This is a genomic window from Bradyrhizobium sp. CCBAU 51745 (genome assembly GCF_028128715.1).
Taxonomy (GTDB): domain Bacteria; phylum Pseudomonadota; class Alphaproteobacteria; order Rhizobiales; family Xanthobacteraceae; genus Bradyrhizobium; species Bradyrhizobium manausense.
This window is the reverse complement of the sequence record NZ_LBJP01000090.1, coordinates 248,068-267,205: the sequence shown is the minus strand read 5'-3', so window position 1 is coordinate 267,205 and position 19,138 is coordinate 248,068. Positions and strand designations below refer to the sequence as shown.

Sequence of the window (19,138 nt, the reverse complement as noted above, 5' to 3'; positions counted from 1 at the left end):
CAGGACACGGCCGGTTCCTGTGCCGGAAGCAGGTCTGGCAGCGCTGGGGACATGGATCGGCGCGCTGTTCGCACACTCACCAGCGCGAGGTCGCCTTGCCGTAGACGTAGAGTGCTATCAGCCCAATCGTGACGGCCGTAGAGAAAATTACGATGCGGCGATCCCAGTCGATCCGTGTCCGCTCTGCACGGTCGAGATTGAGGGCTGTGAACAGAGCCTTCATGGCAAATCGGCGCATCGGATTGCCTCGTGGGGCCAGCATGGTGCCATGGTCAGCGTGGACCGGATTGATGCAGCTCAAGCCGGCTCTTACCGGAGAGCCGATCACACCGGCGGCGGATTGCGGTCGGAGAAGGTCCCGCGCTGGTGCCAGTACGGATAGGGCAGCGTCACCTTGCTCGCCGCGTCGAGCTTGGCGATTTGGTCCTTGGTCAGCGACCATCCGACCGCGCCGAGATTCTCGCGCAATTGCGTTTCGTTGCGGGCGCCGATGATCAGCGTCGACACGGTCGGGCGCTGCAGCAGCCAGTTCAGCGCGATCTGCGAAACGCTCTTGCCGGTCTCCCTGGCGACCTCGTCGATCGCGTCGACGACGCGATAGACGTGTTCGTCTGGCACGGGCGGCCCGAAATCGGCAGTCTGGGGCAGGCGGCTCACCTCAGGCCTCGGCTGGCCGCGGCGGATCTTTCCGGTGAGGCGGCCCCATCCGAGCGGTGACCAGACCACGGCACCTAACCCCTGGTCGAGGCCGAGCGGCATCAGCTCCCACTCATAGTCGCGCCCTACAAGCGAATAGTAGGTCTGGTTGGCGACGTAGCGCGGGAAGCCGTGCTTGTCGGCAATGGAGAGCGACTTCATCAGGTGCCAGCCCGAGAAATTCGACACGCCGACATAGCGGATCTTGCCGGCGCGCACGAGCACGTCGAGGGTGGCAAGCACCTCTTCCGGCGGCGTCATGGCATCAAAGCCATGAAGCTGGAACAGGTCGATATAGTCCGTGCCGAGACGGCTCAGCGAGCCGTCGATGGCCGCGAGCAGATGCTGGCGCGATGAGCCAATGTCATTGGGGCCGTCGCCAAAGCGGAAGGTTGCCTTGGTGGAGACCAGCACCTTGTCGCGCCGGCCCTTGATCGCTTCGCCGAGCACGCGTTCGGATTCGCCGAGCGAATAGACATCGGCGGTGTCGAACATCGACACGCCGGCTTCCACACAGATGTCCAGAAGGCGCCGCGCTTCGGTCGCGTCGGTCGTCCCCCAGGCCGCGAGGCGGCCGACGCCGCCGAACGTGCCCGTGCCAAGGCTCAAAGCGGGCACCATGAGGCCGGATCGGCCCAAGCGTCGGTGTTCCATCGAACTGCTCCTCGGCTAGCCGCTGATTGATTGGCGCGGCCCTGGGGAGAGATCGTAGTGCAAGCAGATGTGTTGTCCTACGGCGCGTTGACATACCCGCCTTGCTGGCGGAATGGCCTACTCGTGCAGACGCATGTCATCGAGTTGGCAGATCCTAGTGCCGTAGCTGGCTTTGCCTGTAGTCGCGCGGCGACATCCCGAAATGCTCGCGGAAGACGCGGCCGAAATGCGAGACGTCGTTGAAGCCCCAGGCAAACGCGATCTCGCTGATGTGGCGATGGGCGAGCAGGGGCGAGGCGAGGTCGCGCCGGCATTGCGCGAGACGTTCGGCAAGCACATGGCGTTGGAATGAAGTGTCCTCGTCGGCGAGGAGGTCGTTGACGTAGCGGGGCGAGATGCCGAGAGCAGCGGCCGTTTCGGCCAGCGAGAGATCGGGATCGGCGAGGCGCGCGCGGATATGCGCCTTGAGCCGGTAGAGCAGGGCGGAGCGATGCGTCGAGGACGGCAGTGATGTCCCGCCCAGCCGTTCGCTCAGCGCCATCGCCAGCAAGTCGACCGCCTGCTCGGAAAGGGCGGCCGCACTGCTCGGCGCGAGCCGATCCGCGCTTTGGCAAAGCTTGAAGATGAAATCATAGGCGAGCCGCTCGAGCGGCGCATCGGTCCCGAACGTGATCGCGGTGAGCGTCTCGGTGCCGCCCAGCCGCCGCTGCAGCATCTCGCGCGGCACCTTGAAGATGGTTTGGGAGAACGTGTCCTTGAACTTCAACTCATAGGGACGCGTGGTGTCGTAGAGCGCGAACCCGCCGGGATGGATCACGGTCTCGCGGCCGTCCTGCACCACGCCGCCATCGCCGCGATTGCCGAGTGCGACGAGGACATAGTCCTGATCCGAACGTGCGATGCGCGAGGGCGTGCGGAAGACGTGCTGGCGCTCGGAGCAGACCTCGGAGCAGACGGCCTTGCCGAGCGGGGCCTGCGTGACCGAGCCGTGAAAGGCGCTGCCGAGGTCGGACTTGCAGTCGAGCCCGACGAACACATCGCAGACGATGTCCTGCCAGAGAGCAAGCCGCCGGTAGCCCGGGCTGCCGTCTGTCGTGAACTGGATTGTCATTGTCAGGCCTCCCCTTCACGTCCAGCAAACCGCATGGGTGACACAGATCATGCCTGATCGCAGGCAAGTTCCATACCGGGTCGCGCTCCCTACTCGTGTTCTTGCCAGTCGAGTTTTTGTTCCGCCGTGGTCGAGCGCGGCCGCCCGGCTTGGCCCAATAGACTGCATCGGACGTGGTTTTGGATCAACCGGCAAGGGAGGCGGCAATGGGCATCGAACATCCGAAATACAAGGTCGCGGTGGTGCAGGCAGCGCCAGCCTGGCTCGATCTCGACGCCTCGATCGACAAGTCGGTCGCGCTGATCAGGGAGGCCGCCGAGAAGGGCGCCAAGCTGATCGCATTTCCGGAAGCGTTCATCCCCGGATACCCCTGGCATATCTGGCTGGACTCGCCGGCCTGGGCGATCGGCCGCGGTTTTGTGCAGCGCTACTTTGACAATTCGCTGGCCTATGACAGCCCGCAGGCGGAGCGACTGCGCGATGCGGTGCGGAAAGCTCGGCTCACCGCGGTGATGGGCCTGTCCGAGCGCGACGGCGGCAGCCTTTACCTGGCGCAATGGTTGATCGGACCCGACGGCGAGACCATCGCAAAACGCCGCAAATTGCGACCGACCCATGCCGAGCGGACGGTGTATGGCGAGGGGGATGGCAGCGATCTCGCGGTCCATGCGCGGCCCGACATCGGCCGCCTCGGCGCGCTGTGCTGCTGGGAGCATCTCCAGCCGCTGTCGAAATACGCGATGTACGCCCAGAACGAGCAGGTGCATGTCGCGGCCTGGCCGAGCTTCTCGCTCTATGATCCGTTCGCGCCGGCGTTAGGGGCCGAGGTCAACAACGCCGCCTCGCGCGTCTATGCGGTGGAAGGCTCCTGCTTCGTGCTGGCGCCGTGCGCGACGGTGTCGCAGGCCATGATCGACGAGCTCTGCGACCGGCCGGACAAGAATGCGCTGCTGCATGTCGGCGGCGGGTTTGCCGCGATCTACGGGCCCGACGGCAGCCAGATCGGCGACAAGCTCGCGCCGGACCAGGAAGGGTTGCTGATCGCCGAGATCGACCTCGGCGCCATCGGCGTCGCCAAGAACGCAGCCGATCCCGCCGGGCATTATTCGCGGCCCGACGTCACGCGGCTGCTGCTCAACAAGAAGCCGTACAAGCGGGTCGAGCAGTTCGCGCTGCCGGTCGACACCGTCGAGCCGGTGGAAATCGGCGCGGCAGCGAGCTGATCGCTGCGATCGAGGGGAGGGTATGATCATGGAATCCGCAATTCCCGCGCATCTCGAAACCCCGCGCACGCGTCACAAGCGCGTGCCTGATGATTATCAGCCGCCATATCCATCTTTCGTGGCGCGCTACAAACCCGGAGTGAGCCGCGTGGTGATGGCCTATTTCGGGGTGCAGCATCGTGGAGCGCTATCGGCGGCTGCGACGGAAGCGCTCGCCGAAATCGGCAGGCTGTTTGCCGGTGAGGGCGGTCCCACGCATTGGGACCGCGCGCACTATGTCGACCAGGCCGGACACGCCAACATCGTTTCGGTGGCCTATTGGGACGACATTGCACGCTTCGACACCTGGTTTGCGCCGGCGCGTGAGGCGTGGACCGGAGAGTCGCGCGACGGCATCGGCACCTTCATCGAGGCATTGCGCCCGGCGGTGGCACGGCACGAGACGCTATTCTCCTCGTTAGGCAGGCCCGAAGGCGTTGCGGCTATCGCCGAGGGCATGAGCGGTGAGGTGCAGGAGCATGCTTATTGGGGCGGCATGCGCGATCGCATTCCGCTGTCGCAGACCGACCCGATGTCGCCTGGTGGCAATCCTGAGCTGATCCGTGACGGTGCACGCCTGCGGGTGAAGGCGCACGACAATCTCTGCCTGATCCGCTCCGGGCAGGACTGGAGCGATACGGAAGCGTCGGAACGCAAGCTCTATCTCGACGATGTCGAACCGGTGCTGCGCGAGGGCATGGATTTCCTGCGCGATGACGGGCTCGGAATCGGTTGCTATGCCAACCGCTACATGCGGGTGCTCTCGGCTGACGGCAAGGCAAGTGAAAAATCATACGGCCAGAGCTGGTGGAGGAGCTTGGCTGCACTGGAGCGCTGGGCGGAATCGCACCCGACCCACGTCAAAATCTTCGGCGCGGCGATGAAATATCTCTCGACGCTGGGGCCGTCAGCGAAGCTGCGGCTTTATCACGAGGTTACGGTGGCGGCTGCTGATGAGCAGTTCTTCGAATATCTGAACTGCCATCCGAAGACGGGAATGCTTGCGGCGGTCGAGACGGTTGCCGCTTAGGCGACGCAGTGGCCGAGCAGCTCCGGATGCACCGCGCAAATGTGATGCGCGCCGGCATCCCTGAGCTCGGCCTCGCTGCCATAGCCGTAGAGCACGCCGATCGCCGTCATGCCGTTGGTCCGGGCACCGACCACGTCATGGCTGCGGTCGCCGATCATGATGGCACTGGCGGCGTCGACCTTGGTCTCCTCGAGCGCGTAGCGCAGCAGGTCGCGCTTGTCGACGCGAGTGCCGTCGAGCTCCGAACCAAACACCCGCTCGAAATATGATTTCAGGCCGAAGTGCTCGATGATGCGGCTTGCATAGACAGCGGGTTTGCTGGTCGCGACGAACATGCGCGCGCCCGTTGCGGCGATCGCCGCCAGCGTGTCGTGGATGGCCGGATAGGGTGTGTTCTCGAACAGCCCGACCTCGGAAAACCGTTCGCGGTAGAGCAGAAGCGCCTGGTCGGCCAATGCGTCGGTTCCGGTCAGCTTCTTGAGGCTCGCATGCAGCGGCGGCCCGATGCACCAGGTCAATTCATCCTGGCTAGGGACCGCTTGCCCAAGTTTTTTCAGGGCGTACTGGATCGAACCGGTGATCCCGGGCTTTGGATCGGTCAGCGTGCCGTCGAGATCAAAATAGATTGTCTGCATCCTGGCCGGGCTCAACGTTGCTAATTCCCGCCGTTGCTAGTTGCCTTGGGGGCCGAGTTCAAGGGCCGAGTTTGGGAGCGACATGGCATTCGTCGGGGCTCAGAAGCGGATCTGGTGGCTGCTCGCGGCGGCGTTCGTTTGCACGCCGGTGCTGGCCGAGGATGCTCCGGTCCCTCCGACGCAGCTTGGCCCCGAGGCGCCGGCAAAACCGGCAGGGAACGAGCCTGCGCGCGAGAGCGACACGCGGGAGTCGATCTGCCTGATCGTCGAGGCGGCCGCGCGTGACGCCAATCTGCCGCTGGAATTCTTCGCCCGTGTGATCTGGCAGGAAAGCCGTTTCCAGGCCGATGCGATCGGACCAGTGACGCGCAGCGGCGAGCAGGCGCAGGGGATCGCGCAGTTCATGCCGGGGACCGCAAGCGAGCGCGGGCTTCTCAACCCCTTCAATCCGGTTCAGGCATTGCCGAAATCCGCCGAGTTCTTGAACGAGCTGCGCAACCAGTTCGGCAATCTTGGCCTCGCCGCCGCCGCCTACAATGCCGGTCCGCGGCGGGTCCAGGAATGGCTCGCGGGCACTGGTCCCATGCCGGAGCAGACGCGCAATTACGTCTATGCCATCACCGGCGCGAGCGTTGATACATGGGCCAAGGCCGGCAGCAGCGGCAAGGGACCGCCGAGCTCGCCGCCGACGAGCTGCCGCGACCTGATGGCGCTGCTGAAGCGCGCGCCGAACCCGTTCGTCGCAGAACTCGAGCAGCATGTCGAGCTCGCCGCTGCGAAGATCTGGGGGGTTCAGCTGGCGGCGGGCTTCGACCGCAACAAGGCGCTGGCGATGTATTCCCGTGCCGTCACGCGGCTTAGCGGCGTGATCGGTGAGCGCGATCCGAGCCTGCTCAGTTCGGTGGTGCGCAGCCGCGGCTCGCACGCTTTCTACCAGGTGCGCATTGGTGCCGATACGCGAAGTGAGGCGGACGATCTCTGCAACCGCATCCGGAAAGCAGGCGGGGCTTGCTTCGTGCTGAAGAACCGCGGCGTGAGCGGATAGGCGGTGCGCTTCTCACCTCCTGTCATTGCGCGGCGCCCCGGAATGACGGCCGTTGGCTGTACGCGCATGCCAGCCCCGCCGCGGGCTTCCTTGACGAGGCGACCGGCATTGCCCGTTATGCAGGCACGATTCCGCAACCCTCGGCCAAGCTCCCGTGGCGCTCCCTCCGCTCGATTCCCCGCAATGGCAAAGTTCCTGGCGCGCCTTCGCCTGGGGAGTGCGCTCGATCACGCAGACGATCCTCACGCTCGTCCTGTTCGCGACCTATCTCGGCATCGGCGCGCTCGCGCATGACACCCATTTCAGCCTGCTCTGGGCGCTCTGCTCGACGCTGTTCGTTTGGGCGGGGCCGGCGCAGATCATCCTGATCACGACGCTCGGCTCCGGCGCCACCATCATCCAGTCGGCGATCGCGGTCACGGTCAGTGCGATCAGACTGTTTCCGATGGTGGTCTCGGTGCTGCCCCTGATGCGCACGCCGACGACCAAGCGGCGCGAGCTGTTCTTTGCAGCCCATCTCACGGCGGTGACGCTGTGGGTCGAATGCCATCGCTTCCTGCCGCTTGTGCCGCGCGAGCGGCGCATCGCCTTCGTCAACGGGCTCGGCTTCGGCCTGGTCTCGGTGTGTCTCACCGCGAATACGGTCGGCTACTTCCTCGCCGCCAATCTGACGCAGGCATTGGGCGCCGCGATCCTGCTGCTAACGCCGCTATCCTTCCTGTTTTCGACTGCGCGCAACAGCCGCGAGGTTGCCGACGTGGTCGCACTTGCGCTCGGCATCTTGCTCTATCCGCTGGCGGCGAAGATGAACTCCGGCCTCGACATCCTCGTCAGCGGCGTGGCCGCCGGCACCATCGCCTATGGCGTGCACTGGTGGCGCGAGGTGCGCGCATGAACGCTGCGCAACTGATCGGCGATTGGCATGCGCTGGTCGTGCTGTTCGTCGCCGGGGTCGTGCCCAACCAGATCTGGCGCATGCTCGGCCTGTGGTTCGGCGGCGGCATCGATGAGGGCTCGGAGTTGCTGGTTTGGGTGAGGGCGATCGCCACCGCGATCCTCGCCGGCGTCATCGCCCAGATCGTGGTCCAGCCGCCCGGCGCGCTCGCCAGCGTGCCGGATGGCTTGCGCTATGGCGCAGTGGCCGCCGGCCTCGTCGTCTTCCTGCTGACCCGCCGTTCGATCTTCGCGGGCGTTGTCGCCGGCGAAGTCTTCATGCTGGCCGGCAAGTGGTGGTTGGGCTAAAACCACCAGCGAATAGCCAAGGAACCGGAAATATGGTTCGCGAAAACGAGCTCCGCGAGGGCGAAGTCGCCATCGAGCTGCCGTCCACGGAAGATGCCGGCCTCGTCTTCATCGGCCGCATCCGCACGCCCTGGACCTCGCGGCTGGAGACCCCACGGCAGGGGCGCCAGGACGGCCCGATCTGCCGCCTCGAGATCTTTGAGCCGTTCGTGCCGGCGATCAAGGGCGTCGACTTCTACAGCAATCTCGAAGTGCTCTACTGGCTCGACCAGTCGCGTCGCGACATCGTGCTGCAAAGCCCGAAGAACAACGAGAAGACCCGCGGCACCTTTTCACTACGCTCGCCGGTGCGGCCCAATCCGATCGGCACCTCGATCGTCAAGCTGGTCGGCATCGAAGGCAATGCGATTCTGGTGCGCGGCCTCGATTGCATCGACAATACGCCACTGATCGATATCAAGCCGGATCGCTGCGAGTTCACCCCATTGGCCGCGGCGCGGGCTGGGGATTCCCAGACGGAGTGACGGTCAGGCTTTCAGCGCCGCGATCAGCTTGGCCGCGTTCTCTTCCAGTACCTTGACGTCTTCCTTGCGGCTCGCGGGCGGCAGCATGGCGACGCCGTCGTGCCGGGGCAACACGTGCATGTGGAGATGAAATACGACCTGTCCGCCGGCGGGCTCGTTGAATTGCTGCACGGTGATGCCGTCAGCCTTGAATGCCTTCATCGCGGCCGCGGCGATCTTGTGCGCGCCGCGGGCGACGTGGGCGTAGTCATCCGCCTTGATGTCGAGGATGTTGCGGGCAGGGGCCTTCGGGATCACCAGCGTGTGGCCCGTTACCCGCGGCATGATGTCGAGGAAGGCGAACACATGCTCATCCTCGTAGACCTTGTGGCAGGAAAATTCGCCGCGCAGGATCTTTGCGAAGATGTTGTTCGGGTCATAGGCGGTCATGGCGGCGGCTCCCGGGGATATTGAGCTCAATTTTGCGCTTACTGTCACCAGCCGCACCGGCGCGTCAAGGCGCCTCGTCGATGCCTTTCCGGAACGGGCCGAGCTCGGCCAACTCCCGCCCAGCCTCCGCAACATAGGCGCGCTCGCGCTTGAGGTAATCGTCGATGGCGCGACGCAGGCCCGGATCGGCGATGAAGTGGGCGGAATGGGTCGTTCGTGGCAGGTAGCCGCGCGCGATCTTGTGCTCGCCCTGCGCGCCGGCCTCGACATGCGCAAGACCATGTTTGATCGCAAAATCGATGGCCTGGTAGTAGCAGACCTCGAAATGCAGGAACGGATGATGCTCGACTGCGCCCCAGTTGCGGCCGAACAGCGTGTCCGAACCGATGAAGTTGATCGCGCCAGCAATCCAGCGGTCGTTGCGACGGGCCATCACCAGCAGCACATCCTCGCTCATGGTGTCGCCGATCAATGAGAAGAATTCGCGCGTGAGGTAGGGCCGGCCCCATTTGCGCGAGCCGGTCTCCATGTAGAATTTGAAGAAGGCGTCCCAGGCGTCCTCGGTGATGTCCTTGCCCGTGAGCCAGTGAATGCTGATCCCTGCGGCAAGCGCATCGCGCCGCTCGCGCTTGATGGATTTGCGGTGGCGTGAGTTCAGGGTCGCCAGGAAATCGTCGAAGGTGGCAAAACCCTCATTGTGCCAGTGGAACTGCTGGTCGGTGCGCTGGAGGAAGCCGTGCTGGGCGAGCAGCTTCCACTCCGCCTCGCGCGCGAACGTGACGTGCACCGAGGACGCCTTGCTGACACCGCACAGCGCCACCAGGCCGCTCGCCAGCGCTTCCATGATGCGCTCGCGGTCGACGCCGTCGCGCACCAGCAGCCGCGGCCCTGTGGCTGGTGTGAAGGGAACAGCGACCTGAAGCTTCGGATAGTACCGGCCGCCGGCGCGCTCATAAGCATCCGCCCAACCGCGGTCAAAAACGTATTCGCCCTGGCTGTGTGATTTCAGATAGCAGGGCACGACGCCGGCGACGCGGCCCTCGATCTTGGCCACGAGGTGCCGCGGTCCCCAGCCGGTGCGGATCGTGGCCGAACCCGATTTCTCGACCGCGGAAAGAAAGGCGTGAGAGACGAACGGGTTATAGGCGGGCTTTAACAGGCCGAGCGAATCGCCTGGAGGCCCGGATGAGGTTCCCAAGCCATGCCCGTTGCAGGCCTTTTCGTTGAGAGCCTTGCCAGGATTGGCGCAGGCGTCCCAATCCTCCGGCGAGACTTCGCCAATGGACGGGACCGCCTCCAGGGTGATTTCGGATGATGCCATTGCGCCCAAGATCGTGCATTGCAGCAGCGACTTCAAGGGTCCGGACCATCAAGCTTACGGGACGAAGCCCTCGAAGATCATCTGGTCGGCATATCGCGCGACCCGCGTCCGCTGCTCTGATGTGCGGGTGGTCCAGCCGAGCAGGGCGCAGCCGAAGATGTTCCGGGCGATCCAGGGGGCGGGCGCGGGCAGGTCGTCGACCCTGAAGGCGACGAAATGCGGCTGGGTCTGAAAGCCGTGACGCAGGTACAGCATGGTGTCGCGCTGTTCCTGGGTCAGGTACGCCCAGTACTCGTCCTCATAGCTCCGCTGCGCGACGATGCCGCGCGGGCGGGAGGGCAGCAGCTCGCGCAGCGCCAGCACCTGGTCGGGGTCAAAGGACATGCCGACCGCATGGCCCCGATAGGACGCCAGCACCTCGGCCATCCGCTTCACCAGCTTGCGGTCACCGTCGAAATGGCTCTTCACCTCGATCACCAGCGGCACGCGGCCGTCGACCATGGCGCAGAGGTCAGTGAGCGACATCATCCGCTCGGGCGTATCCTTGAACGTGATGGCCTTCAGCTCGGCGGCGGTCTTCGCGACCACCGGGCCGCTGGCGTCGGTGAGGCGGCCGAGCGCATGGTCGTGATGCACCATGGCCTCGCCGTCAGCGGAGAGCTGAATATCGACCTCGATCGCAAAATTGCCTGCGATTGCGGCCTGTACCGCCCCCGGCATGTTCTCGACGATGCCACGGGAGATGTCATGCAGGCCGCGATGGGCGACCGGCCGCGCTGTCAGCCAATCCGGAGCACGCATGAACGTCAGGCGACCTCGAACACGCCCTCGACCTCGACCGCCGCATCCGCGGGCAGCGAGGCGACGCCGACGGTGGTGCGGGCGTGGCGGCCCTTGTCACCGAACGCGGCGACCATCAGGTCGGAGGCGCCGTTCAGCACCTTCGGCCCGTCCAGGAAGTCCGGCGCCGAGTTGATGAAGCCGCCGAGGCGCACCACGCGCGTGACCTTGTCGAGGTCGCCGAGTGCGGCCTTGACCTGCGCGAGCAGATTGACGGCGCAGCCGCGCGCGGCTGCAGCGCCGTCCTCGATCGAGACGCCGGCGCCCAGCTTGCCCTTGGCGATCAGCTTGCCGGCGGGATCGAAGCAGACCTGGCCGGAGACGAACAGCAAATTGCCGGTCCGTACGAACGGGACGTAATTGGCCACGGGAGAGGGGGCCTCGTGCAGCTTGATGCCCTGTTCCGCCAGTTTCTGCTCGACCATGCCTGCCATGTCTCGACCTCGATGTCTGAAAACTCGTCCAAGCCCGGTGCGTCTGGGAACTGCCCGGGCGGCCCTGTTTCGCCCATCGTGCCGCCACATGCAAGCAAGCGGATTTGTCCGCGAGAGGCTGGCGCGCACTGCATTTTCCTGAGGCAGATCAGAAGGTTCGACGGAGGGGCGCAACTTTAAGTGAAGCCGCCGTAGTTGCGACGCAATGGAACGGTCATTATTGTGTCGAATCTGCGCGTCCCCAGGGAATAGATATGGTGCACCTTTTCCGGACTTCACTCGGTGTGATGGCGCTCGCGGTGGCCACTCTCGGCGCCGGTAGCGGCGCGCATGCCGCGAACGGTCCGTTCCTCGCGCACCAGGCGCTCTATGATCTCAGCCTGGTCAAATCGCGCTCCAATTCGATCAACAGCGCGCGCGGCCGCATCCTCTACAATTTCGCCGGAAGCTCTTGCGAGGGCTACACGTCCGAATTCCGCCAGGTCTCCGAGCTCGACAGCGGCGAGGGCAAGGTCACGCTGAGCGACCTCCGCTCCAATTCCTGGGAGGATGCCGCCGGGAAAAGCTATCGCTTCAAGATCGAGACGCGGATGAACGAGGCCGAGGCCGGCCTCGTCGACGGCTCGGCGGAGCGCGACGGCGACCACATCAACGTCAAGCTCAAACTGCCGGCGCCGAAGAGCTTCACCCTCGACGGCAAGATCGTGTTCCCGACCGAGCAGATCCAGCGCATCATTGCCGCCGCCAAGGACGGCAAGTCGCTGCTGGAGCTCTCCGTCTATGACGGCTCCGATGACGGCCAGAAGGTCTACAATACGCTGACTGTGATCGGTCAGCCGATCCCCGCAGACCGCACCGCCTCGCCTGATCCGTCGACGTCCGACGAGCACATGAAATCGCTGACGCGCTGGCCGGTGACGGTCAGCTATTTCGACCGCGAAGCCCAGCAGAAGGAAGGCGAGCAGACGCCGGTCTATGCGATGTCGTTCGAGCTCTACGAGAACGGCGTCTCCCGCCAGCTCGTGCTCGATTACAACGATTTCGTGATCTCGGGCGCGATGGGCAAGTTCGACGTCAAGGACAGCAAGCCCTGTAATTGAAGAAGCCTTGTAATTGAGCGGCGACACTAGCCCGGAGCGCCATCTCCGGTTACGCTCCCGTCCAACCATAAACGTCGGGAGGAAGCGTTGCCCAAGCTTGATCATCTCCGCCCCAGCGGCGTGCACCACAATCCCGCTTATTCTCACGTCGTCACCGCCTCCGGGGCGCGAACGATCTACATCTCCGGCCAGGTGTCGGTGGACGAAGAGGGGCGGATCGTCGGCGAGGGCGATATCGCCGCGCAGACCACGCAGGTGATGCAGAATCTCGGCCACGCCTTGAAGGCAGCGGGCGCCACCTACGCCAACATCGTCAAGATCACGACCTTCGTCGTCGGCTACAAGCCGGAGCTGCGCCCGATCATCGGCAAGGCCCGCTCGGCCTTCTTCGAAGGCATGGAGCCGCCGGCCTCGACGCTCGTTGGCGTCTCCGCGCTGGCCGCGCCGGAATGGCTGATCGAGATCGAGGCGATCGCGGTGGCGGATTGAGGTCGCAGGCCGCTTTCGCAAAAACTTGAAAACAACCCCATGCACAGTAGAAACGCCGCCTCGAACGGCGCGCCATTTCGTTTTTGCAGAATTTCCTTTGACCCGTCGGGCAAAACAGGAGTACTATGCCATCATGGCCGTTCGCGGCGGCTGATCCGCATGGGCAGGCCTTTGGCCGTTCGCAGCGTGATCCGCTGAACCGGCCAGACGTCGGCGTCCGCAGACAGGCGCATATCGAAGTTCCGGATCAGGACGGCCAGGATGATGGTGGCTTCCTGCAGCGCGAAAGAAGAACCGATGCAGGTCCGTGGACCGATACCGAACGGCAGATAGGTGAACCGCGGAATGGTGGACCGCGCCTCCGGCAGGAAGCGCGACGGGTCGAAAACATTGGGCCGGTCCCATATGGCCCTGTGCCGGTGCAGCACGTAAGGCGCGATCACGATCAGCGAGCGCCGCCCGACTTTGACGTCGCCCAGCAGGTCGCTCTCGAGGGCAGAACGGCTCAGCGCTGCGATCGGTGGGTACAGGCGAAGCGCCTCCTCCACGACCGCTCTGGCTACGACAAGCCGGTCGGCCAGGCCGTCCGGCGAAGAGAGCTCGCGCTCGGCCTCTTCGCGGACGCGCGCGCGCCACTCGGGCGATTGTGAAAGCAGAAAGAACGACCAGGTGAGCGTATTTGCCGTGGTCTCGTGACCGGCTGAAAGAAACGTCAGGATGTTCGAGCGGATCTCCGTCGAATCCAGCCGCTGGCCTGTCGACGGATCGAGCGCCTTCAGCAAGAGCGTCAAAAGATCGTCGGGGGCGTCTTCCCGGGCAAGCCGTTCGTGCCTCATCTGAACGATCCTGTCGATGATGCCCTCGAAATAGGCCATCGTGCGCCGCAGGCGTCCGTGGCCGGGACGCGGCACGAAGGTGGGCACCCCGAGCAGATCGAGAGCTCCGATGCGCCCGACCACGTCGAAGTAAGCGGTCATCGCCGAGCTGAATTCGCCGAGGTCGCCGCCGATTCCGTCGGAGAAGATCGTCAGCGTGAGCACCCTCAGAGTGATCAGAGTCATCTCCGCGGCAACGTCTATCGTGGTTGCTCCCAGCTTCGACCATTTCACCACCAACTCGTCTGCTGCCGTCAGCATCGCTCTCGTGAACGAATTCACCGTCCGCCGCGCGAACAACGGGGCGAGCGCCCTGCGCTGGATCTCCCACCGCTCGCCCTCGACGCTGAGCAGTCCGTCGGCGAGGCCCGAGGAGAGAATCCGGCGCTGGATCGCGTCTTTCGGATAGTTCTTCGCATTGTCCATCAGCACGCGCTTGATGGCTTGCGGCTCGTGAACCAGGAACGCGTCAAGGAAAGGAAGGCGAAGCTTGCAAATCGGATCGCGAAAGAAATCTTCGCTCCAGCATTCGAGCGGATTGCGCTTCAGCCGGATCAGGATGTCGACAAGGCCCAGCCGGCCCTGTGGAGGAACCGGCGCGGGTGGGCAGGGTTCGTTGCGATGCAACATGGGCCGTGAATGACTGAACCAGAATGTCGGAAACGGGAAAAATCGGCAAAAAGTTCCTGTTTCACCTTTTACTTGCCGCGGCCGCACTGATCAACCGCGTACACTTCCTTCGCGCTGACGAGAAGCGTAGGCTGCATCCGGAGCCATCGCGCAAGGTGATGTGCTACGACTCCGACATTCGGAACGACGACCATCTCCACCCTGACGGACCCGCAGCTTGACGATCCAAGTTCGGCTCTCGTTGGCTTCAATCATCAGCCTCGGAATGTCCGCCGACTGACTTAAGGCGGACTAAGATTCTACAAGCATCGTAAGCCTGCTTGTGACCCGATAGTGAAATGCTTAGCCACGCGACAGCCGCTCGGGCTTGCGCAGGGAAACAAGGGGCTCCCCGAAGCAGACGAAGGGTTGGGAAGCTTCGCAACAGCCGAACCGTCGTGGTGGGCCTGAGATTGACCGGAGCGCAATGACGTTCGTGGTGAGCTCCTAACCAGTGTTTCTGACCGCCTCAGCTAAAATGGCGTAAAGCTGCTGCCTGTTGAACTCCTTTGGCGGCTGGCTCTCTGCTGTATTCGACGCCACCTTCCGCGCGACGGGACGGGCGCAGGCTGCCGACGACGGCGTCAGCTTCGGGGCCGGCCTTATCTGGGGCCGAGCTGTGGGCGGCTTATGGCCCCGCTTGAGGCCCAAACGGTTCAGCATACCGCAGACCGCGTTACGGCTGCAGCCGAGGTGTCGCGCAATCTGCGCCGCGCTCTGTCCTGCGGACCAGAGCTTTTTGAGAAGCGCTATGTCTTTCGCATCCCAGCCCATGGTAGATATTATAACGCTGACTGCCAGACACCGGCTAGTCTAGTCTTCGTCCGGCTCGCGCACGACCGCCGGTTCGTCAGCATCATCTTCCTCGTCTTCGTCTTCGTCCTCCTCGTCCTCGTCGGGATTCCTGGGTGGCATCAAGCTGTGCGTCAGCATGAGTAGTGCCCGGCCGATCGCTGCAGTGGAAAATGCTTCGCAGGTGTGTTGCTTCATGTCCGTGTGCTCCTTGAAAACATATGCGCAGTCGCAAAGTCTTTGCCGGCAAACGCCGGTGCCAGGGCGCGATCGCCGCAAACGTGATGCGGGTCAGGTTGACTGCATCATCAGCGGGCGGCAGGCCATGCAGCAGGCAGCGTTTTCGGCTACTTGATGCCTGAGGACCCATTAGGCTCTATGTTTACCAAAACCTCGCCGGCAGCGATTTCAGGAACCCCAAGATCGAGGTCATGTAGACTGGCTTGAACAAATGCCAGTATCTTGGCGTTCGCCGCGTTGGCACTTTCGCGATCGTCAAAAATCATCACCGCGATACCGACGCCGTCGCCCGCATCCAGCACATGGTAAGATCTGAATCCCTGCGATTGCCTTAGGATCTCGCCAACGCCGCTCCGAGCGCGACGAGCGGCGTCCGCTACCGAACGAACCTTGCTGTACTTGCGAATGACCATGTACATGGGGCCACCACGCGCCCTTTTTCCAACAGGAGCCATCCTCGCCCTTGAAGGGGCGAGGTGCTGAGGCTCAGGAGCCCTCGAACTTGAACGATACGTTGAGCTTGGCGCGATAGGCCTCGACTTTCCCCTTGTCATCCAGTTGCATATCGAGCTTGACCACCTCTGCAACGCGAAGATCTCGGAGAGATCGAGCAGCTTGCTCGACCGCATTAGCGGCCGCCTTCTCCCATGAGTCGGTGCTGGTACCGACCAGTTCTATGACCTTGTAGACGCTGTCGGGCATATTCGTCCTCCTAATCGGTAGGAGCAGGAAGTCTAGCACCAGGATCTCGACGCTGATACGTCTCGGGAATGCGGCGGAAAGGGTCCGACTGGCTGTCACTTTCCTGTTCGGCCCGATGGCTTCGGGATCAGGACCTCGTACCCATTGAACAGGTATTCGATTGGGGGTCCCGCTCTACTTCTCGAAACTCGGCCACTTGCACCACAACTGAGCGATGCCGAACGGTCGCCCGTCATTACAGTGACCAAGATAAGCGGAGTTCATTGCACTTTGACCCATAGAAAGTCGGCCCCGAAAAATTGGTACGCCACCGCGTCCAATTCCAGAATCCCTCGATACCTGACATCAGACGTTCATCGGAGGGATCGATCGGACGCCTCGCGGGTCGATGTCCCGGTTCGAGGCGACGTGGTCGATCTCGCCGCGTGAAATCCCGATGTCCATCAGTTCCGCGTCATTTAGATTGGCCAAGACGGCGCATAATCTTTCGCGTTTGCGCCGCTCTTGAAACGCATCCCAATATCTCTCCAGGAAGCCGATAATTCGCCCCGCAAAAACGAGCCGTCTGGCCCGCCCCGTTGCACCATAGGTCGTGCTCATTGTGCAATCTCCGGATTCTTCAACTTGGCCGGCACGCGCATCAGCGTCGCGGTGCAATCCTCGAGATCGAGTAGACAGCAACGGACAGGATGACGACCGAAGCCGATCAGACCCGCAAATGCATCCGGTTGGATTATCGCGCTGACAATCCGACTGATGCCTGCTTCGCAACGATTGTAGCCGCCGTCACCTTGGAGCGCGGAGCCAAGACTGCAATCTGATGGGGGGAGGCGGACATGCCGTTGAGCATAAGCGTTGGTGTGGGCGCCTGCTCCTCAACATTCGTTCCTCCTATCAAGGCAACTTGGTGTGCCGTGATCGGGAAGGCCGCAAGTTCAAACGTTGGAAGCTCCGCAGCCGACGCTCTGGCTATACTGAGGAGAGCTGCAATAGCTCCGATCGAAAATAGCTTCTTCATGGAAATCTCCTACGCAAAGAAATATTCGCAGCACGACTTCCGTGTTCACTCTAGCCGGTTTCTCCGGCGTCCCCTGTGAGCCAGTTCACGTGTCGCATCGAATTCCGATGCACGTTATCAGCGAAGCATAACCAACTGCCGCACGTGGTGCTTAGTCGGATACCGCCGAACGAAAACGGTCTTCGCTTACTCGTGAAGTGCAGTAGCGCTGACCTGTTAAATTCGTAATGCGATTGAACTATGGGAAATCCGTCGGGACCCATAAGTGAACGGGCTAACACAACGCCCTCGGCGCTTACGCGTAAGGTAATCCTGGAATTTGCAGTATCCCAGAGCGGAGAGGAAATCCCAAGCAGTCACAGAACCAAATTCAAGGAGTTTTCCTATGGATTATTTTAGTGAGGATTCCGCCCACGTTACCAAGCCGTTTTCACTAGACGAACCTGCTGCCAGAACTCACGAAGACAGGATCACTCACAGGCGCTGGGCGAGAGCTGTCCTAGCCTTGTACGCCGTCTTGTTCTTCGCTGGCGCTGTCGCGATTGGTCTCCACCAGAGCATGGTTATGTCGGGTGGCATGGAACAACACGCCACCTTGCGCGACGACAATCGATCAGCTCACTAACTGTCATTTCACCACACACACCATCGCCTCGTCTCAGCACGCTCATCGAGCACAAACTGGAAGGACTTAGGTCATGGCAGCTAAAGCATATACTCACGCGCCGTCAGCCCAGCTAACAAGGGATTACGACGGACGGATTATCGCCGGCTACTGCGTCCTGGGGATTATCGCCCTAGCTGCGCTATGTTTTGCGGCAGCTGGTCCGGGAATTGGCGGGGCTGCTCTTGCTCTCATGGTGGCTATGCCTTGATTTGACAGCGCACGATGCGAGGGCTCTTAATACTCTTTGTCGTTTTCGCGCTGATGTTGGCGGCGCGCGGCCAGCATCAAACTGATTTCTTGCCGCGCGCGACGGCGCCTATGCCGCCAGTCAACGTGCCCTAGCTTTGACCCCATGTCGCCTCCTTGAAGTGGCTGAAAGCGCGGCGTCCCTGCCGGTGAACCCCCGGTAACCTGCGACTTAGTTGGTGCGCCCATGACGAAGGCGAGATACTTCGAGATCGGGGTGGACTGCCTCGAAATCATCGCGGTGTTGCTTGCGCTCCTTTTGGCCGTGTACGTCTCCATCTGGGCCGGCCTTCTTCTGCTCGGGGTGCTCCTCCTGGGATTGGTCTCGCTGATTTGCAACTATGATGCCTGGGTCGTGCGACGTCTATCGACGCTGGAAAACCCGCTGATCTTGCCGCTATGCAGAACTGGATTCGTTGGCAGGCACCGGCGAATGCTGAGGCTGCTCCCGTCAGAGCCGCGATGTAGGTTCTGCATGGTGCCGTTCGGTGGCCTGGGCAAAGTGTTCGGCATCAGGCCGTCGCCGCCCAACCCAAACTACTGCCGGAGCTGCTTCGAAGCCTTGCCGACAACAACTCATGAGCTGAAAGTCGGAGTGCTTTTCGCCGACCTACGTGGGTTCACCTCGTGGTCCGAGACCCACACCTCGAGCGCCGCAGCTGACTTGGTGAGCGCTTTCTACGCGAGAGCTAATCGGGTGCTCACCTCCGATGACGCCTTGGTCGACTTCATAGGTGACCAAGTCATGGCTATCTACCTTGTCGATATGCCCTCGCTCGGCGCGCGAACGGCGGACATCATGGTCGCAGCGACGAGACGGCTGATCCAGGCCGAGGGGAAGGTCACGGAGTCGCTGCCGGTTGGTGTCGGGATTCATATGGGCAAGGCGCAAGTTGGCTCCCTGGCCACAGGAGGATCGAAGAATTTTACAGCTATCGGGGACGTGGTGAACACGGCTGCACGCCTGCAGAGTGCGGCCAAAGCTAATGAGATTCTAATTTCCGAGACGGTTTACGATGCCCTTTCTGAGAAGAAGCCGCAGGCAGACCGCGCAACTTTGGAACTGAAAGGAAAGGCCGAGCTGCTGACAGCCTTTATCTTGCGTTAGCCGCCACTT

24 protein-coding genes are annotated in these 19,138 nt (G+C 62.8%); 9 read left to right on the top strand and 15 right to left on the bottom strand.

Features of this window, described 5'->3' with window-relative positions; all coding sequences use genetic code 11:
• Positions 1–76: 76 nt before the first annotated feature.
• From XH98_RS32805 to XH98_RS32795, 3 genes are all read right to left on the bottom strand, one after another.
• The gene (locus XH98_RS32805) at positions 77–238 is read right to left on the bottom strand and encodes a hypothetical protein (protein ID WP_271621053.1); all 162 of its coding nucleotides are present in this window, start codon (positions 236–238) and stop codon (positions 77–79) included.
• Positions 239–324: 86 nt separating this feature from the next.
• On the bottom strand, positions 325–1,350 hold the full coding sequence (locus XH98_RS32800; RefSeq protein WP_271600391.1) for an aldo/keto reductase: 1,026 nt from the start codon (positions 1,348–1,350) through the stop codon (positions 325–327).
• A 154-nt stretch (positions 1,351–1,504) separates the two neighbouring features.
• On the bottom strand, positions 1,505–2,461 hold the full coding sequence (locus tag XH98_RS32795; protein ID WP_271621052.1) for a helix-turn-helix domain-containing protein: 957 nt from the start codon (positions 2,459–2,461) through the stop codon (positions 1,505–1,507).
• A 206-nt stretch (positions 2,462–2,667) separates the two neighbouring features.
• Between XH98_RS32795 and XH98_RS32790 the strand changes: the two genes are divergently transcribed.
• Positions 2,668–3,684 (top strand): carbon-nitrogen hydrolase family protein, encoded by a 1,017-nt coding sequence (locus XH98_RS32790; RefSeq protein ID WP_271600393.1) that lies wholly within the window; start codon positions 2,668–2,670, stop codon positions 3,682–3,684.
• Positions 3,685–3,712: 28 nt separating this feature from the next.
• Complete coding sequence (locus tag XH98_RS32785; RefSeq protein WP_271621051.1) at positions 3,713–4,753, top strand: phenylacetaldoxime dehydratase family protein; 1,041 nt, start codon at positions 3,713–3,715, stop codon at positions 4,751–4,753.
• Here the strand turns inward: XH98_RS32785 and XH98_RS32780 are convergent.
• Positions 4,750–5,388 carry an HAD family hydrolase gene (locus XH98_RS32780; protein ID WP_271600395.1) on the bottom strand — a complete coding sequence of 213 codons (639 nt, stop codon included), beginning with the start codon at positions 5,386–5,388 and terminating at the stop codon, positions 4,750–4,752. The two genes, XH98_RS32785 and XH98_RS32780, sit on opposite strands and share 4 nt — an antisense overlap.
• A gap of 82 nt (positions 5,389–5,470) precedes the next feature.
• Between XH98_RS32780 and XH98_RS32775 the strand changes: the two genes are divergently transcribed.
• The 4 genes from XH98_RS32775 to tsaA all read left to right on the top strand — a co-directional run bounded on the left by XH98_RS32775 (position 5,471) and on the right by tsaA (position 8,199).
• Entirely contained in the window at positions 5,471–6,433 is a 963-nt protein-coding gene (locus XH98_RS32775; RefSeq protein ID WP_271600396.1) for a lytic transglycosylase domain-containing protein, read from the top strand.
• A gap of 154 nt (positions 6,434–6,587) precedes the next feature.
• Positions 6,588–7,328, top strand: a complete 741-nt coding sequence (locus XH98_RS32770; protein ID WP_271600397.1) for an AzlC family ABC transporter permease — start codon at positions 6,588–6,590, stop codon at positions 7,326–7,328.
• Positions 7,325–7,675, top strand: coding sequence for an AzlD domain-containing protein (locus tag XH98_RS32765; protein ID WP_271600398.1), 351 nt, complete (start codon positions 7,325–7,327; stop codon positions 7,673–7,675). The genes XH98_RS32770 and XH98_RS32765 overlap by 4 nt, the downstream gene beginning before the upstream one ends.
• Before the next feature lie 32 nt (positions 7,676–7,707).
• The gene (gene tsaA / locus XH98_RS32760; RefSeq protein ID WP_271621050.1) at positions 7,708–8,199 is read left to right on the top strand and encodes a tRNA (N6-threonylcarbamoyladenosine(37)-N6)-methyltransferase TrmO; all 492 of its coding nucleotides are present in this window, start codon (positions 7,708–7,710) and stop codon (positions 8,197–8,199) included.
• Positions 8,200–8,202: 3 nt separating this feature from the next.
• Here the strand turns inward: tsaA and XH98_RS32755 are convergent, their stop codons facing one another.
• The 4 genes from XH98_RS32755 to XH98_RS32740 form a co-directional block, all read right to left on the bottom strand.
• Entirely contained in the window at positions 8,203–8,628 is a 426-nt protein-coding gene (locus tag XH98_RS32755) for an HIT domain-containing protein (RefSeq protein WP_271621049.1), read from the bottom strand.
• A gap of 64 nt (positions 8,629–8,692) precedes the next feature.
• Positions 8,693–9,949 carry a GNAT family N-acetyltransferase gene (locus XH98_RS32750; protein ID WP_271621048.1) on the bottom strand — a complete coding sequence of 419 codons (1,257 nt, stop codon included), beginning with the start codon at positions 9,947–9,949 and terminating at the stop codon, positions 8,693–8,695.
• Between the two features lie 54 nt (positions 9,950–10,003).
• Entirely contained in the window at positions 10,004–10,750 is a 747-nt protein-coding gene (locus XH98_RS32745; RefSeq protein ID WP_271600402.1) for a glycerophosphodiester phosphodiesterase, read from the bottom strand.
• Positions 10,751–10,755: 5 nt separating this feature from the next.
• Positions 10,756–11,223 carry a RidA family protein gene (locus XH98_RS32740; RefSeq protein WP_271600403.1) on the bottom strand — a complete coding sequence of 156 codons (468 nt, stop codon included), beginning with the start codon at positions 11,221–11,223 and terminating at the stop codon, positions 10,756–10,758.
• A gap of 254 nt (positions 11,224–11,477) precedes the next feature.
• Here XH98_RS32740 and XH98_RS32735 point away from each other — a divergent pair, with 254 nt between their 5' ends.
• Together XH98_RS32735 and XH98_RS32730 are read left to right on the top strand one after the other, a co-directional pair.
• Complete coding sequence (locus XH98_RS32735) at positions 11,478–12,323, top strand: cell envelope integrity EipB family protein (RefSeq protein WP_271600404.1); 846 nt, start codon at positions 11,478–11,480, stop codon at positions 12,321–12,323.
• Positions 12,324–12,410: 87 nt separating this feature from the next.
• The gene (locus tag XH98_RS32730; protein WP_271621047.1) at positions 12,411–12,812 is read left to right on the top strand and encodes a RidA family protein; all 402 of its coding nucleotides are present in this window, start codon (positions 12,411–12,413) and stop codon (positions 12,810–12,812) included.
• Positions 12,813–12,943: 131 nt separating this feature from the next.
• On the opposite strand, the gene XH98_RS32725 is transcribed toward XH98_RS32730, so the two are convergent.
• The 7 genes from XH98_RS32725 to XH98_RS32695 all read right to left on the bottom strand — a co-directional run bounded on the left by XH98_RS32725 (position 12,944) and on the right by XH98_RS32695 (position 17,108).
• The gene (locus tag XH98_RS32725) at positions 12,944–14,404 is read right to left on the bottom strand and encodes a cytochrome P450 (RefSeq protein ID WP_271621046.1); all 1,461 of its coding nucleotides are present in this window, start codon (positions 14,402–14,404) and stop codon (positions 12,944–12,946) included.
• A 399-nt stretch (positions 14,405–14,803) separates the two neighbouring features.
• Positions 14,804–15,130, bottom strand: a complete 327-nt coding sequence (locus XH98_RS32720) for a GcrA family cell cycle regulator (RefSeq protein WP_271621045.1) — start codon at positions 15,128–15,130, stop codon at positions 14,804–14,806.
• Between the two features lie 39 nt (positions 15,131–15,169).
• Positions 15,170–15,346, bottom strand: coding sequence for a hypothetical protein (locus XH98_RS32715; RefSeq protein WP_271600407.1), 177 nt, complete (start codon positions 15,344–15,346; stop codon positions 15,170–15,172).
• Between the two features lie 149 nt (positions 15,347–15,495).
• On the bottom strand, positions 15,496–15,807 hold the full coding sequence (locus tag XH98_RS32710; RefSeq protein WP_271600408.1) for a hypothetical protein: 312 nt from the start codon (positions 15,805–15,807) through the stop codon (positions 15,496–15,498).
• A 67-nt stretch (positions 15,808–15,874) separates the two neighbouring features.
• Positions 15,875–16,090 (bottom strand): dodecin family protein, encoded by a 216-nt coding sequence (locus XH98_RS32705; protein WP_271621044.1) that lies wholly within the window; start codon positions 16,088–16,090, stop codon positions 15,875–15,877.
• Between the two features lie 345 nt (positions 16,091–16,435).
• Positions 16,436–16,690 carry a DUF1127 domain-containing protein gene (locus tag XH98_RS32700; protein ID WP_271600409.1) on the bottom strand — a complete coding sequence of 85 codons (255 nt, stop codon included), beginning with the start codon at positions 16,688–16,690 and terminating at the stop codon, positions 16,436–16,438.
• Between the two features lie 133 nt (positions 16,691–16,823).
• Positions 16,824–17,108, bottom strand: a complete 285-nt coding sequence (locus tag XH98_RS32695; RefSeq protein ID WP_271600410.1) for a hypothetical protein — start codon at positions 17,106–17,108, stop codon at positions 16,824–16,826.
• 1,100 nt (positions 17,109–18,208) lie between these two features.
• Here XH98_RS32695 and XH98_RS32690 point away from each other — a divergent pair.
• Positions 18,209–19,129, top strand: coding sequence for an adenylate/guanylate cyclase domain-containing protein (locus XH98_RS32690; protein ID WP_271621043.1), 921 nt, complete (start codon positions 18,209–18,211; stop codon positions 19,127–19,129).
• The last annotated feature ends 9 nt before the right edge of the window (positions 19,130–19,138 follow it).